Below are 16,201 nucleotides of genomic sequence, written 5' to 3' on the forward strand. Positions count from 1 at the left end.
CGGCTCATCAGCGGTACCGATCGGCTCACCCCCGAATCCCGCGCCCCTTATAAAAAGCCTGAGCGATATGAGCATGACCGAAACTGCCTGTGACCTCTTCAGCCATCTGTCGATCGATAACGAGTCGTTTGCGTATGTCGACCTGAACAGGATGTTGTCTCCTGCGCAGATCTCGAAGCTGCCTTATTCGATCCGCATCCTGCTGGAAAACGTCGCGCGCTGCTCGCCTGACGCCTTGCCCTCGGTGCTGTCCCGTGCCATCGGCCAGGGGCCTGACTGCGAAGTGCCGTTCCAGCCCAACCGCCTGATGTTCCACGACACCACCTGCCTGCCGGCGCTGGCCGACTTCGCCGGCATGCGTGACGTGGTGGCGGAGCTCGGTGGCGATCCCAAGGCCATGAACCCGCTGATCCCCGCGGTGCTGACCATCGACCATTCGGTGATCGTGGAGCGTTACGCCGAGGCCGATGCGGTCGAACAGAACCTGGACATCGATTTTCGTCGCAACAGCGAGCGCTATCGCTTCATCAAATGGGCACAGAAGAGCCTGGACAACTTCGGCGTGATTCCACCGGGCACCGGCATCATCCACCAGATGAACATGGAAGCCCTCGCGCAAGTGGTCTGGGAAGGTCGTACCGAGGACGGCCAGCCTCTGCTGCACCCGGACGACATGGTCGCCACCGACAGCCACACCCCCATGATCAATGCCATCGGCGTGCTGGGCTGGGGCGTCGGCGGCCTCGAAGGCCAGGCGGCGATGGTGGGTGAACCCGTGCCTATCAGCTTCCCGAAAGTGATCGGCATTCGTGTCACCAACTCGCTGCGCCCGAGCGTCACCGCCACCGACCTGTCGCTGCACGTGGCCGAGATCCTGCGCAAGCGCTCGGTCGTGGGCAAGTTCGTGGAGTTCACCGGTCCCGGGCTGTCGTCCCTGAGCTGGGCGGCTCGCGGTACCGTTTCCAACATGGCCCCGGAGTATGGCGCCACGGTGGTGTTCTTCCCGTTCGACGACGATACCCTGTCGTACTTGAAGCTCAGCGGTCGTTCCGAGGCGCTGATCCAGAAGGTCATCGGCTACATGAACGCCCAGCCGCTGTGGCGCCGGGATGAATTGCCGGAACCTGAGTTCGATGAGCTGATCGAGCTGGATCTGGCAAGCATCGAAGCCTGCGTCGCCGGCCCGCATCAACCGCACCAGCGGCAGAAGCTGTCCAACGCCGCCGCCTCGTTCCAGAAAGAAGTGATGGGCGGCACAAACCTGATTGCCGGACCGGAGCAGAAAACCTTCTACGAGCCTTCGTTCCAGCAGCCGATCACCCACGGCGCCGTGGTGATGTCCGCCATTACCAGTTGCACCAACACCGCCAATCCGTCGCAGATGATCCAGGCCGGTTTGCTGGCCCGCAAGGCCCGTCAACTGGGATTGACCCGCAAACCGTGGGTCAAGACGTCGCTGTCCCCCGGCTCCCGCGTGGTCGCCGACTACCTGGCCCAGGCCAACCTGCTGGACGACTTTTCGGCCCTGGGCTTCGACCTCGCCGGTTTCGGCTGCATGACTTGCATCGGCAACTCGGGCTCCCTCGAAGAGCACGTCGATCAATTTGCCGATCAAGGCCTGAAAGGCGTGGTGGTGCTCTCGGGCAACCGCAATTTCGAAGGGCGGGTCAACCCGAAGATCCCTGCCGGCTATCTGGCTTCTCCGGCGCTGTGCGTGGCCTACGCCATCGCCGGGACCATCGATATCGATCTGGAAGCGGACGTCCTGGCCCGGGATCGCGACGGCAACCCGGTGTATCTGCACGACCTGATGCCCACCGATGCGGCCATTGCCGAACAGGTCGCCCAGGTGGTCAAGCCGGAGTTCTTCCGTGATCGCCTGGCCAAGGTCTGGGACGGCACCCATCACTGGCAGGCCCTGTCCGCCGAGGGCAGCGTGCAATTTCCGTGGAGCCCGCAATCGACCTACCTGCGTCGCCCGCAGTACCTGGCCGATATCAGTGCCGAGGCAAAGACCACCCTGGCCATCAGCGGCGCGCGCACGCTGATGGTGTTGGGCGATAACGTCACGACTGACCATATCTCGCCGGCCTACTCCATTCCGGCCGACAGTCTGGCCGGACAGTGGCTGCTGGAGCACGGCGAGAACCGCGACGACCTCAACCAATACTCCACCCGCCGCAGCAACCATGAAGTCATGCTGCGCGGCGCGTTCACCAACAAGTCGGTGAGAAACCTTCAGCTGGGCGATAACCAGCCAGGCGAAGGTGCCTGGGCCTGGAACGCCGACCATAGCCGCTGCCTGCCGCTCTACGAAGCGGCCCAAAGCTATGCGGCCAGCCATACGCCAATGATCGTGTTCGCCGGGATCAACTACGGCGCAGGTTCCAGTCGCGACTGGGCAGCCAAGGCCCAGGCGCTGCTGGGGGTCAAGGCGGTGGTTGCGCAGAGCATCGAGCGTATCCATCGCAGCAACCTGATCGGCATGGGCGTTCTGCCGCTGCAATTCGGCGCCGGCCAGTCGGTGGCCGATCTGGCGCTGCAAGGTGACGAAAGCTTCGACTTCCTGGGGCTCGACGAGATTGGCGTCGGCAACAACCGGGTGGTCATGGTGATCCGCCGTGGCAACGGCGAAGAACAACGAATCGAACTGAGCCTGCGCATCGATTCGCAGCAGGAAATTCGCTACCTGCTCAACGGCGGCGTCCTGCCGTTCGTGATCCGCAAGGTGGTCAAGCGCACGCGCCACTGATTCGAACAACGGGCCCTGCAAGGGGCCCGGACGATGCGATTAACAAAAACAAGGAACGCAGTCATGCAATGCGACGAAATCAACGCAGGCCTCCCTGCGCCTGAAATTCAGGATTCGGCCTGCTCTATCCAGGGCCCGACCCGACGGACGCTGCTCATGCAGATGGCGACTGTCGCCGGTGTTTCGGCCCTGGGTTCACTGCTGCCGCCGGGCGTCGCCCACGCTGCGGATCTTCTGAAAAACCAACCTGCCAATCGGAGAACTACCCCTATGTACGCCTATGTCGGGTCACGGACCACCCGTGAGCGCAATGCCCGTGGTGATGGCATCACGGTCTATCGGGTGGATCAGGAAAACGGCACCCTCGCCCCCGTCCAGGTGGTCAAGGATCTGGTCAACCCCTCGTTCCTGGCCCTGAACAAGGCAGGCGACCGTCTGTACACCGTCCACGGCGACAAGACCGACGTCAGCGCCTTCAGCGTAGACAAGGCCACCGGCCAACTGACCTTCATCAACACCCGGAGCTGTGAAGGTAAAAACCCGGTGCACCTCGCGCTGGACCCAACCGAGCTCTTTCTGGTGGTGTCGAATCACATCGGTGGTTCGCTGGCGGTGATGAACGTGGCCGAGGACGGCTCGCTTGGCACGCTCAATCAACTGCTCAAGCTGGAAGGGCCGCTCGGGCCGCATCGGGTCGAGCAGCCCTTTGCCAAGCCGCACTTCAACCCCTTCGACCACACCGGCAACTTCGTCCTGGTACCGGACAAGGGCCTGGATCGCGTGTTCAGTTTCCGTTTCGACAACGGCAAGCTGTTCCCGGCCGACCAGCCTTTCGTCACCACCCGTGAAGGTGCCGGCCCGCGTCATCTGGCCTTCCATCCCAAAGCGCCATTTGCCTATGTGGTCAACGAGCTGGACTCCAGCGTGACCACCTACGGCTTCAACGCCCAGACCGGCGGCCTGTCTGCACTTCAGGTGCTGCCATCGCTGCCGGCGAGCTTCACCGGCAACAGCCGTGCCTCGGAAATCGAAGTGGATCGCAGCGGTCGCTTCCTCTACGCCTCCAACCGGGGTTACGACAGCGTCGCGGTGTTTGCCATCGATCAGGGCACCGGCCTGTTGAGCCCTGTCGAGTTCATGCCGACCGATGGCAAAACCCCGCGTTTCTTCACCTTGACGCCCAACGAGCGGTTCCTGTTCGCGCTCAACGAAGACAGCGACACGATCATTTCGATGGCGGTGGACCCGCGCAAGGGCGCGCTGCGCAAGACCGGCTTTTCCGTCTCGACGGGCAGCCCGGTGTGCATGATTTTCTCGGCCTGAACCGGCCTCTGTGTTTCTATGGCAATGCAACCACGGAAGCAGGCCCTGGCCCGCTTCCAGTGAGGTAGACATGAACAACAATAAACCTGATGAAGCTGCAATCGTCCGCAAGGTGACCTGGCGGATCATCCCTTTCGTATTCCTGCTCTATATCGTCTCGTACCTGGACCGGGCCAACATCGGCTATGCCGCGCTGCAGATGAACAAGGAACTGGCCCTCTCCAGCGAAGCCTTCGGTTTCATCTCGGGGATTTTCTTCATCGGCTACTTCCTGTTCGAAGTGCCAAGCAACGTGATGCTCAACAGATTCGGCGCCCGGGTATGGATCGCCCGGATCCTGGTGACCTGGGGCTTCATCGCCGCGCTCACCGCCTTCGCCCAGACCGCCAACCAGCTCTATATCCTGCGTTTCTTTTTGGGGGTAGCCGAGGCCGGTTTCTTCCCCGGCATCATCGTCTACCTGACCTACTGGTTCCGCTCCAGGGAACTGGCCACCACCGTCGCCCTGTTCACCGCGGCGATCCCGGTCAGCTACATCATCGGCGCGCCGATGAGCACCTGGATCATGGACAACATCGCCTGGCTGAACTGGAGTGGCTGGCGCTGGATGCTGTTCCTGGAAGGCATTCCCGCGGTGTTCCTCGGCGTCGCCTGCTACTTCTTCCTGACCGATAAACCGGAGCAGGCCAAATGGCTCAAACCCGAGGAACGCGAGTGGCTGATCGCCGAACTTGAACGCGACCGGCAATCGCGCAAGAACGTGAAGAGCCTGAGCGTCCTGAAAACCATGAGCAATCCGAAGGTCCTGTACCTGGCCTTCATCTACTTCGTCTATCAGTGCGGCAGCCTGGGTATCGGCTACTGGATGCCGCAGATCATCAAGGGCTTCTCCGAGTCGTTGACCCATACCCAGATCGGCCTGATCGCGATGCTGCCCTACATCGTCGCCACCGCCGCGATGATCGTCTGGTCGCGCAGCTCGGACAAACGCAATGAGCGCAAGCTGCATTCGGCCATCCCGTTGTTCGTTGCCGCGTTGGGCCTGATCGGTGCCGGCATGCTGCAGAACCCGTACGTGGCCATGGCGATGATCTGTGTCGCGCTGTCTGGTCTGTACAGCTTCAAATCGCCGTTCTGGGCGCTGCCGACGCTGTTCCTCGATCGCACCACCGCGGCGGTGTCGATCGCAGTGATCAACTCCATCGGCAACCTGGGTGGTTTTGTCGGGCCGTCGATGATCGGCATGGTCAAGGGCAACAGTCAGAGCGCCGCCAATGGCCTGCTGTTCCTCAGTGCGCTGCTGCTTGCGGGCTTCTTGATGACGATTCTGATGCGGGTCACCAACAAGCCAGCACCGCAAGCCTCGAACGGGGTGACCCGCGAGGCGCATTGAGGGTTGCCGCCACAGGCGAACCCGGTTCACTTCATTTTTTCCCGGAGCACACAATGAGCTTTATCACCCCTGCGGTACTCGACGACCTGGCGCCTGGCGGCGTCCTGCGGGCAGCGATCAATTTCGGCAATCCTGTCCTGGCGCAACCAGGCAAGGATGGATCACCGCAGGGTGTATCGGTGGCACTGGCCAGAGCGCTGGCCACCGAACTGAGCGTGGACCTCGAGCTGATTACGTTCGATGCGGCGGGCAAGGTGTTCGCGGCGCTGGACGACCAGGTCTGGAATATCGCGTTCCTGGCCATCGAACCGGTGCGCGAGCAGCAGATCGCGTTCAGCGAGCCTTACGTGATTATCGAAGGCACCTATCTGGTGGCTGCCGACTCGCCCTTTGTGAAAGTCGAGGACCTCGATCAGCCGGGCTTGAAACTGGCGGTTGGCAAGGGCGCGGCGTATGACCTGTTCCTGAGCCGCACGTTGCAGCATGCGCAGCTCGAGCGTGCCGACACTTCGGCCGGGGCCGTGGACCTGTTCTTCGCACAGAACCTGGACGCCGCGGCGGGCGTGCGTCAGCCGTTGGCCAAGGTGGCTGCCACCGATTCGAGTTACCGGGTGCTGGAAGGCGCGTTCACCTCGATCCGCCAGGCCATGGCAGTGCCCCGCGGACGTGGCGCGGGGGCGGCTTATGTGAGGCGCTTTGTCGAGCGCAAGAAGGCTGAGGGGTTTGTTCTGGCGGCTTTGATTGAAAGTGGTCAGACCGACGTCAGCGTCGCGCCGTCGGCATAAGCCACGCCCCGTGGCTTCAATCCCCCTGACCCAACACAAAATGCGCATCAGCGCTTGAAGATACCGAGGAAGAAAAATGGCCAAGGCCGCAGATGTCGTCGTGCAATGCCTGGAAAACGAGGGCGTCGAATATGTGTTTGGTATCCCTGGCGAGGAAAACCTCGACCTGCTGGAATCCCTGCGCAAGTCCAGGATCAAGCTGGTCCTGACTCGCCATGAACAATCCGCCGGCTTCATGGCCGCGACCTACGGCCGCCTCACCGGCAAGACGGGCGTCAGCCTCTCGACCCTCGGTCCCGGCGCGACCAACCTGGTGACCGCCAGTGCCTATGCCTATCTGGGCGGCATGCCGATGCTGATGATCACCGGGCAAAAGCCGATCAAGAAATCCAAGCAGGGCCGTTTCCAGATCCTCGATGTGGTCGGCATGATGCAACCGCTGACCAAGTACACCCATCAATTCGCTTCGGCCGACAACATCCCTTCGCGCATGCGGGAAGCCTTCCGCCTGGCCGAAGAAGAAAAGCCCGGCGCCGTGCATCTGGAGTTGCCTGAAGACATCGCTGCCGAACAAACCGACAGCCTGCCGATCCCGCCGAGCCTGCATCGTCGGCCGCTGGCGGAACACAAGTCGGTCGAAGCGGCGGTGGAGAAACTGCAGAAGGCCCGCAGCCCGATCCTGGTGATCGGCGCCGGCGCCAACCGCAAGATGACCGCCAAGGTTTTGAAGCAACTGATCGACAGGACCGGTATTCCATTCATCACCACGCAGATGGGCAAAGGCGTGGTCGACGAGCGTCACGAGCGCTTTCTCGGCAACGCCGCGCTGTCCTCCGGCGACTTCGTGCATCGCGCCGTCGAGGCTGCCGACCTGATCGTCAACATCGGCCACGACGTGATCGAAAAGCCACCGTTCTTCATGGTCCGTGGCGGTACCGAAGTCATCCACATCAACTTCCGCTCGGCGGAAGTCGACGCCGTGTACTTCCCGCAAATCGAAGTCATCGGCGACATCGCCAACGCCGTGTGGCAGATCGGTGAAGCGCTGACCGACACCCGTCACTGGGACTTCAGCCGCCTGCTGGCGATCCGCGAGGCCAACGAAGCGCAGATCACCGAAGGCGCCGACGACGACCGCTTTCCGGTCTACCCGCAGCGCCTGGTGGCCGATATCCGTCGCGTGCTGCCCTCCGAAGGCATCGTCGCGCTGGACAACGGCATCTACAAGATCCGGTTTGCCCGCAACTACAAGGCCCACAAACCCAACACCGTGCTGCTGGACAACGCCCTGGCGACCATGGGCGCAGGCCTGCCGTCGGCCATGGCGGCGCACCTGGTGCATCCGGATCGCCCCGTGATTTCGGTGTGCGGCGACGGTGGCTTCATGATGAACAGCCAGGAACTGGAAACCGCCGTGCGCCTGGGCATGCACATCACCGTGGTGATCCTGCGTGACGACGGCTACGGGATGATCCGCTGGAAGCAGGCGAACATGGGCTTCACCGATTTCGGCCTGGATTACGGCAACCCGGATTTCGTCAAATATGCCGAAGCCTATGGTGCCAATGGGCACCGTGTGGAAAGCGCCAATGGCTTGCTGCCGCTGCTGGAACACTGCATCGGTACGCCGGGTGTGCACGTCATCGATTGCCCCGTGGATTACTCCGAGAACGACCGTATCCTCAACACCGAGCTCAAGCACAGGAGTGCGCAGGTCTGATCGGTACGTTCTGCCGAACACAAAACCGTAGGAGCAAGGCTTGCCCGCGAAAGCGCCAGATCAGTCAACATCGATGTTGACTGTACGGGTGCTTTCGCGGGCAAGCCTTGCTCCTACGGGTTTGCGGGGGTGTTCCCTCACGCCGTTCTTGAAGTCCGGCACCGGATGTTCAATGCCTCCACCGCCAGCGAAAACGCCATGGCGAAATACACATACCCCTTGGGCACATGCTGCCCCATCGCATCGGCGATGAGCACCACCCCCACGACGATCAGAAAGGCCAGGGCCAGCATCTTCAGGCTGGGATGTTTATCGATGAAAGAACTGATAGCCCCGGCCGCCAGCATCATGATCAACACCGCCACCACGATGGCCGCGATCATCACCGGCACATGGGAGACCATGCCCACCGCCGTGATCACCGAGTCCAGCGAGAAAACGATATCGATGATCGCGATCTGAACAATGGTGCTCAGAAAGCCGGCGCCCTTTTTGCCGAACTCCGACTCACCCTCCTCCCCGCCTTCCAGCTCCTGGAAAATCTCGCTGCTGCTCTTCCACAACAGGAACAATCCACCGAAGAACAGGATCAGGTCACGGCCGGAAATCCCCTGCCCGAACACCTGAAACAGGTCGGCAGTCAGGCCCATGATCCAGGTGATGGAAAGCAGCAGGAGAATGCGTGTGACCATGGCCAATGCCAGGCCGAAGAAGCGCGTTTTCGGCTGCATGGCCCTGGGCATGCGACTGACCAGAATCGAAATCATGATGATGTTGTCGATACCCAGGACAATCTCCAGCGCTGTCAGGGTGAAAAACGCGATCCAGATTTCCGGATTGAGAAACCATTCCATAACGTCAAAAATTCTCGATTGCTCAAAAAGAGGCATTGCCCAAGGCAATGCCCGTGCGTCGTTATCGCTGCCTCTAGAAGATGTAATCGGTGGTCAGGAAGCTGGATTCACGGTTGTGGATGATGTCGCTGACCAGCGTCTTGTTGCTCTCCTGGAATTTGGTGGCGACCAGCGTGCGAATGGAGAACACCCGCAAGGCATCGTCCACCGACAGCGTGCCTTCGGCGGAGTTTTTGCGTCCGTTGAAGGGAAAGCTGTCCGGCCCGCGCTGACACTGCGCATTGATGTTGATCCGTCCGACCTGATTGGCAAAGGCATCGACCAGCCGTCCGACTTGCGCCGGATTGTTGCCGAAGATGCTCAACTGCTGACCGAAATCCGAATCTAGCACGTAGTCGACCACCGTCTGCAGATCCCGGTAGACCACCACCGGCACAACCGGCCCGAACTGCTCTTCGTGGTACACGCGCATGTCGCTGGTGACCGGGTACAGCAAGGCCGGGTAGAAGAAGGTTTCGCAGACTCGGCCGCCACCCGGATTGACCACTTCGGCGCCTTTACTCACAGCATCGCTGACCAGGCCAGTGAGAAACTCCGTCTTGCCCGGCTCCGGCAATGGCGTCAATGCCACGCCGGCCTCCCATGGCATGCCCGGCTTGAGTCCCGCCAGTTTCTGCTGGAACTTGTCGAGGAAGGCACCCACGACGTTTTCATGAACGAAGAGGATTTTCAGTGCGGTGCAACGTTGTCCGTTGAACGACAGCGAGCCGGTCACCGCCTCGGCAACGGCGTTATCCAGATCGACATCCGGCAGGACAATGCCCGGGTTTTTCGCATCCAGCCCCAGCGCAGCACGCAGGCGGTGTGGCTTGGGGTGAAGTTTCTTGAGATCGCTGGCGGCCTTGTTGGTACCGATGAACGCGAAGACATCGATCTTGCCGCTGGCCATCAAGGCACTGACGGTTTCCCGACCGCTGCCGTAAATGATGTTGATGACCCCTGCCGGAAAGCTGTCCCGGAATGCTTCCAGCAGCGGCCGGATCAGCAGCACCCCGAACTTGGCGGGTTTGAACACCACGGTGTTGCCCATGATCAGCGCCGGGATCAGCGTGGTGAACGTTTCGTTGAGCGGATAGTTGTAAGGCCCCATGCACAGCGTCACGCCCAGCGGCACGCGCCGAATCTGCCCCAGGGTGTCCTGTTCAAGCTCGAAACGGCTGGAACGACGATCCAGTTCCTTCAAGGCATTGATGGTGTCGACAATGTAGTCGCAGGTGCGGTCGAACTCCTTCTCGGAGTCCTTCAGGTTCTTGCCGATCTCCCACATCAGCAACGTCACCACCGCTTCGCGCTGTTCACGCATGCGCTTGAGGAACGCCTCGACGTGACGAATGCGTTCGACCACGCGCAGGGTGGGCCATGCGCCCTGACCGCGATCGTAAGCCTGCACGGCGGCATCCAGTGCGCTCATGGCAGTCGAAGCATCCAGCAACGGCGTGCTGCCCAGAATGACGGTCTCGAGTCCCGACTCCTTCTTCAGGCAAACAGGGCTGCGCACCGGAGCGAGCGGTCCCTCCCACAACCTCAGTTCGCCATTGACCAGATACTCGCGCTGCTCGATGGCCGGCCCCGGACGATAAGCGGCAGGGATCTCGTCAGCACTCGGAAAGAGTGCTTCCAGCGGATTGTTCAAACTCATTTTTCATACCTCAGCGCTAGCACTCGGTGCGGCCTGAATCGGTGATCCAGGCAGCACCTGCACGTTCAAAAGAATTCAGATCGCGATGGAATCGCTCGCAGGCTCGGATTGAGCGGCCCGGCAAATGGCCGCGAAGGACTGGACATCCAGTGAGGCACCGCCAATCAGGCCGCCGTCGATATCCGGTTGTCCGAACAATTGTTCGGCGTTGTCGGCCTTCACACTGCCGCCGTACAAAATCCGGCATTGGGCAGCGGCTGTCCGGTCCCGGTCCGCCAACCACTGGCGTATGTGGCGATGCACCGCCTGCGCCTGCCCGGGCGTCGCCGTTTCCCCGGTGCCAATGGCCCAGACCGGTTCATAGGCGATGACGCCCCTGGCCAGATCCGTTATGCCGACAACCTTCAGCACAGCATTGAGTTGGGTGGTGACCAGCGCCCGGGTTTCGCCACGCTGGCGCTGTTCAAGGGTTTCGCCAACGCACAAAACAGGGGTTAGTCCGGCATGCAGCGCGGCCGAAAACTTGTTCGCAACAAGCTCGTCGTCCTCCGCATAAAGGGTGCGCCGCTCCGAGTGACCGACCAACACGAAACGGCAGCCGACATCGTGGAGCATCGAAGCGCTGACTTCACCGGTACAGGCACCCGAGCGTTGCTCACTCAGATTCTGCGCACCAAGGCCAACGTCGGAGTTGTCCAGCAAATCGGCGACAGTTGTCAGGTAGGGAAACGGCGGACAAATCGCTACGTCCACGCTTTCAAAGATCGAGACCAGCGGAAGTACGCCACGCAGCAATGAAGCATTGGCGGCGCTGCTGCCGTTCATTTTCCAGTTGCCGATCACCAGGGGTTTTCTGTTCGATTCGATCGGCATGACTCAAGCGCTCCGGTTCAAAAGCGCGGACGCGTTGTAAGGCGCCCGCTCCTGCAAGGCCTCCTCGATGCGCAGCAAGCGATTGTATTTACCGACGCGATCGGAGCGGCTCAGCGAGCCGGTCTTGATTTGTCCCGCACAGGTGGCCACGGCGAGGTCGGCGATCGTGGTGTCCTCGGTCTCGCCCGAGCGATGAGAAATGACGGCGGTGTAACCGGCATCCTGCGCCATGCGGATGGCGTCCAGGGTCTCGCTCAGCGTGCCGATCTGGTTGAACTTGATCAGGATCGAATTACCGATCCCCTTGCGAATGCCCTCGCGCAGAATGCTGGTGTTGGTCACGAACAGATCGTCGCCCACCAACTGCACATGACCGAGCTTTTGAGTCAGCCCTGCCCAGCCGTCCCAGTCACTTTCGTCCATGCCGTCCTCGATGGAGATGATCGGGTACTTGTCGCAGAGCATCGCCAGGTAATCGGCGAAACCTGCCGAGTTGAATGCCTGATCCTCGCCGGCGAGCACATACTGGCCGCCTTCGTAGAACTCGGACGCTGCGCAATCGAGTGCCAGCGTGATGTCCTTGCCCAGTTCGTAACCTGCCCGGCTCACCGCCTCCATGATCACAATCAGGGCTTCTTCATTGGACGCCAGCGAAGGCGCAAATCCACCCTCATCGCCAACCGCCGTGCTCAAGCCCCGTTGCGCCAGCACTTTCTTCAGGCAATGGAACACCTCGGCGCCCATGCGCAGGCCTTCGCGGAACGAAGTCGCACCGACGGGCTGGATCATGAATTCCTGGATATCGATGTTGTTATCGGCATGCTCGCCACCGTTGATGATGTTCATCATCGGCACCGGCATGCTGAATTTGCCCGGCGAGCCATACAACGCCGCCAGGTGCTCGTACAAGGGAATGTTCTGCACCTTGGCCGCAGCCTTGGCGGTCGCCAGGGACACGGCAAGAATCGCGTTGGCGCCCAGTATGCTCTTACTATCGGTGCCATCCAGGGCGATCATGACGTTGTCGATTTCGCGCTGGTTCAAGGCATCCAGTCCGACAAGGCATTCGCGGATCGGGTTGTTCACATTCTCGACCGCGCGCATCACGCCTTTGCCCATGTAGCGCGCGGCATTGTCACGCAATTCGAGCGCTTCACGTGAGCCTGTCGATGCACCAGAGGGAACGCTGGCGGTTGCGCTGATGCCACACGCGAGTGTCACGACAGCTTCGACCGTGGGATTGCCCCGAGAGTCCAGAATTTCCCGAGCGGCGATTTGTTGAATGAGGCTGTTTTTACTAAGCATGGATGGCTCCCTTCGGCTGGTTCTGCGGCGCCTGGTTATCTGTGAAACGGGTTTTGCTCATCAGTCTTGCTCCCTCAGCGAATGGTTTCACCGACGCACACGACACGAAGGGAGTTGGTGCCGCCCTGGGCGTTGGCGTAGTCGCCCTTGGTGATCAGCACGTGATCGCCGGCCTTGACCACGCCTCGTCGGGTCAACTCGGCAACGGCTTTCTCATTCACCTGTTCAGGGATGAAGTCGTCGCTGTCGAACGGAATGGTGGTGACGCCACGAAAAAGCGTGACCCGGTTCTGGGTCGCCCGGTTGCGAGAGAAGGCAAAGATGGGAAGGTGCGAGCGAATGCGCGACATCAGGCGCGGGGTGTCGCCACTCTCAGTCATGCAGATGATGGCTTTGACACCATGCAGATGGTTGGCGGCGTACATGGCCGACATCGCAATGGACTCGTCGATCTTGTGGAACACCTGGTCCACCCGATGCCTGGATCGATGGGATTGCGGGTGTTTCTCCGCGCCGATGATGACCCGGTGCATGGCTTCGACCGTCTCGACCGGATAGGCACCGGCGGCGGTTTCCGCGGAGAGCATCACCGCATCGGTGCCATCGAGCACGGCGTTGGCCACGTCGAACACTTCAGCGCGAGTCGGCATCGATTGAGTGATCATCGACTCCATCATCTGGGTCGCGGTAATCACCAAGCGATTGAGCGTGCGGGCGCGTTCGATAATCAGTTTCTGCACGGCGACCAGCTCCGCGTCGCCAATCTCGACGCCCAGGTCACCCCGGGCAACCATGACCCCTTCGCTGGCTTCGATAATCGCGTCGAGAACGCTCAGGTCATTGACGGTTTCCGCGCGCTCGATCTTGGCGATCAGGCCGGCCTGCCCGCCTGCCTCGTGGAGCATCCGGCGAGCCAGATGCATGTCTGCGGCATCCCGAGGGAACGACACGGCCAGGTAGTCCACCTGCATGTGCGCGGCCGTCCTGATATCGGCGAAATCTTTCTCGGTCAACGCCGATGCCGACAACCCACCGCCTTTGCGATTGATGCCCTTGTTGTTCGAAAGCGGCCCACTGACCAGCACTTCGCAGATCAATCGCGTCGCTTCGACTTGCAGGACCTTCAGCTCGATCCGGCCATCGTCGAGCAACAGAATGTCGTCAGGACGGCTATCGGTGATCAGCGCCTCGTAGTCGATACCGACGCGTTCCACATCCCCGGCGTTCTTGTCCAGCGCAGCGTCGAGAACGAACTGCTGACCTTTTTCGAGGATGATTTTTCCTTCGGCAAAACGCGCGATACGAATCTTCGGACCTTGCAGGTCAGCCAGTATCGCCACAAAGCGACCATGCCTGGCCGCCAGCTCACGCACCAGCCTGGCGCGGGCCATGTGATCTTCAGCCTTGCCATGGGAAAAATTCAGACGCACGACATCCACGCCCGCTTTCACCAGCCCCTCGATGGCTTCGAATGATTCTGTTGCTGGCCCCAACGTGGCCACGATCTTGGTTCTGCGCTGCATGACAGATGATTCCTCGAACAGGGTTTTATTATTGAACGCAAAGGAAATCTGGTTGTTATCGATGGTTATTTACACGCCAATAACCAATTAATGAGATGCAATCGGATTTTACGAATTGAAAACAAAAGCTCAAAAAGTCCTTGCGAAAAGGCTTTAACAAAGGACTCCTGAAAGTTTTCAGGGATAATCGCCTGAAAAAAGCTTGGCACATTGACACACCAAAATGCAATGATATTTTAGTCGACACAACTACTCGCATCCGGCCAGGACCGGATCGCTCGACTCTGCCGAAGGAACATTGCTCATGCTGCCAAGACACTTCTCGATCGCCAGCCGGATGGTTTTCGGCTTCGTCGTCATCGCTGCCCTGAGCATTGCGCTAGGGGTGTTCGCACTGCGCCAGATCGATGAGGTGCAGGACCAGTCGATCCAGATCAAGGACAACTGGCTGCAGCGCGTCCGCGCCCTGGGCGCGGCCAACGCGGCATTGAATCGCTACAGGATGGGTTCGATGCAGCACATCCTTTCGGTCAGCGAAAAAGACATGCAGTCCTACGAAGACAAGACCGCGGGCCGCTTGCAGCAGGTCCGCGAGCAGATGCAAACCTACGCGCAACTGCTGACGAACGATGAAGAAAGAGCTCGTCTGGACGCCTTCAACACCAGTCTTGATGTGTACGCAAACAATCATCTGGAATTGCTCAAGCGATCCCGCCAGGGCGACAAGAGCGGTGCCCGGGAGTTTCTGATGACCATCAGGGATTCGTACGACCGGATGACGAAAAACTTCGACGACCTGATCGACCGCTCGAACCAGGGCGCGGAAGCGGCAGGCAATCAATCGATCGAGGCCTACCAGCGCGCGGTCAGAGGCGTGCTGCTGGTCATCATTGTGGTGGGCATCGGCACGATCCTGGTGGCCTGGCTGCTGACACGCAGCATCACCGCTCCCCTGCATGAAGCGGTGAAGGCAGCGAGAACCATCGCCGACGGAGACTTGAGCAAGCCGATCACCCCATCCGGCAACGACGAGGCCACCCGCCTGCTCGAATCCCTTGAAACCATGCAGAGCAATCTGATCAGGACCCTGGGGCAGATTTCGGGTTCCTCCAGGCAATTGACCCGCGCAACCGCTCAGTTGAACACCGTCACCGAGGCGTCCGGGCAGGACATCCAACAGCAGCATGCCGAAATCGAGCAGGCAGCCACGGCGGTCACCGAGATGACCGCCGCAATCGAGGAAGTGGCGCGCAATGCGCTGTCCACCTCCGAGCTTTCCGTGGCATCCCGGGACATTGCCCTCAAAGGCCAGCAGCGCATGATCCAAACCCTGGGGGCCATAGAAACACTCACCCGGGATGTGCAGCTCAGCTCAAGTCAGATCGAAAGCCTGGCAGAACAGGCGCAGGGCATCGGCAAGGTACTGGACGTGATTCGTACCATCGCCGAGCAAACCAATCTGCTGGCCTTGAACGCGGCCATCGAAGCGGCACGCGCAGGAGACGCAGGCCGGGGTTTTGCCGTCGTAGCCGATGAAGTGCGGGCCCTCGCCCACCGGACCGCGCAGTCGACCAGGGAAATCGAAGACATGATCAGCGGGATCCAGAGCGGAACCGATTGCGCCGTCGCCACCATGCTCAGCAGCAGCGAGAACACGCGCCTCACCCTGTCACTGGCCAACTCCACGCAAAGCGCCTTGGCCGAAATCGTTGCCGCCAACGACGACATCAACCAACGCAATCTGATGATCACGACCGCGACCGAAGAACAGGCCCATGTCGCGCGCTCGGTGGATCGCAATCTGCTGAACATCCGCGACCTTTCGGTACAGTCGGCGACAGGCTCGCAGCAAACCAGCAACGCGTCCTTGTCCCTCGGGCATCTGGCGGTGGAACTGAACACACTGGTGCAGCACTTCAAGCTGTAACCGGTGCAAGTTTTTGCATAATGCCACGTTAAAAAGTAGTCATCGGC

The 16,201-nt window shown here is 60.6% G+C and carries 11 protein-coding genes; 6 read left to right on the plus strand and 5 right to left on the minus strand.

From position 1 onward, the window contains the following. The first annotated feature begins 73 nt into the window (after positions 1–73). The 5 genes from acnA (at position 74) to K9857_RS00865 (ending at position 7,973) form a co-directional block, all read left to right on the plus strand. A complete protein-coding gene (gene acnA, locus K9857_RS00845) occupies positions 74–2,752 on the plus strand; it encodes an aconitate hydratase AcnA (RefSeq protein ID WP_224533017.1) in 2,679 nt (892 codons plus the stop codon). A gap of 270 nt (positions 2,753–3,022) precedes the next feature. Beyond that, complete coding sequence (locus K9857_RS00850) at positions 3,023–4,075, plus strand: lactonase family protein (RefSeq protein ID WP_224533091.1); 1,053 nt, start codon at positions 3,023–3,025, stop codon at positions 4,073–4,075. 70 nt (positions 4,076–4,145) lie between these two features. Next, positions 4,146–5,468 carry an MFS transporter gene (locus tag K9857_RS00855; protein ID WP_224533018.1) on the plus strand — a complete coding sequence of 441 codons (1,323 nt, stop codon included), beginning with the start codon at positions 4,146–4,148 and terminating at the stop codon, positions 5,466–5,468. Between the two features lie 53 nt (positions 5,469–5,521). Beyond that, the gene (locus tag K9857_RS00860) at positions 5,522–6,253 is read left to right on the plus strand and encodes a transporter substrate-binding domain-containing protein (protein ID WP_224533019.1); all 732 of its coding nucleotides are present in this window, start codon (positions 5,522–5,524) and stop codon (positions 6,251–6,253) included. Positions 6,254–6,329: 76 nt separating this feature from the next. Next, positions 6,330–7,973, plus strand: a complete 1,644-nt coding sequence (locus K9857_RS00865) for an acetolactate synthase large subunit (RefSeq protein ID WP_224533020.1) — start codon at positions 6,330–6,332, stop codon at positions 7,971–7,973. Positions 7,974–8,110: 137 nt separating this feature from the next. Here the strand turns inward: K9857_RS00865 and K9857_RS00870 are convergent, their stop codons facing one another. The 5 genes from K9857_RS00870 to pyk form a co-directional block, all read right to left on the minus strand. After that, positions 8,111–8,827, minus strand: a complete 717-nt coding sequence (locus tag K9857_RS00870; RefSeq protein WP_224533021.1) for a TerC family protein — start codon at positions 8,825–8,827, stop codon at positions 8,111–8,113. A 73-nt stretch (positions 8,828–8,900) separates the two neighbouring features. After that, a complete protein-coding gene (locus tag K9857_RS00875; protein WP_224533022.1) occupies positions 8,901–10,526 on the minus strand; it encodes an NADP-dependent glyceraldehyde-3-phosphate dehydrogenase in 1,626 nt (541 codons plus the stop codon). A 75-nt stretch (positions 10,527–10,601) separates the two neighbouring features. After that, the gene (gene tpiA / locus K9857_RS00880) at positions 10,602–11,399 is read right to left on the minus strand and encodes a triose-phosphate isomerase (protein ID WP_224533023.1); all 798 of its coding nucleotides are present in this window, start codon (positions 11,397–11,399) and stop codon (positions 10,602–10,604) included. Positions 11,400–11,402: 3 nt separating this feature from the next. Beyond that, complete coding sequence (gene eno / locus K9857_RS00885; protein ID WP_224533024.1) at positions 11,403–12,704, minus strand: phosphopyruvate hydratase; 1,302 nt, start codon at positions 12,702–12,704, stop codon at positions 11,403–11,405. Between the two features lie 74 nt (positions 12,705–12,778). Continuing rightward, entirely contained in the window at positions 12,779–14,227 is a 1,449-nt protein-coding gene (gene pyk, locus K9857_RS00890; protein ID WP_224533025.1) for a pyruvate kinase, read from the minus strand. A 304-nt stretch (positions 14,228–14,531) separates the two neighbouring features. On the opposite strand from pyk, the gene K9857_RS00895 reads away from it, so the two are divergent. Beyond that, the gene (locus tag K9857_RS00895) at positions 14,532–16,154 is read left to right on the plus strand and encodes a methyl-accepting chemotaxis protein (protein WP_224533026.1); all 1,623 of its coding nucleotides are present in this window, start codon (positions 14,532–14,534) and stop codon (positions 16,152–16,154) included. The last annotated feature ends 47 nt before the right edge of the window (positions 16,155–16,201 follow it).

This window comes from Pseudomonas sp. REP124, assembly GCF_020164475.1.
GTDB lineage: Bacteria > Pseudomonadota > Gammaproteobacteria > Pseudomonadales > Pseudomonadaceae > Aquipseudomonas.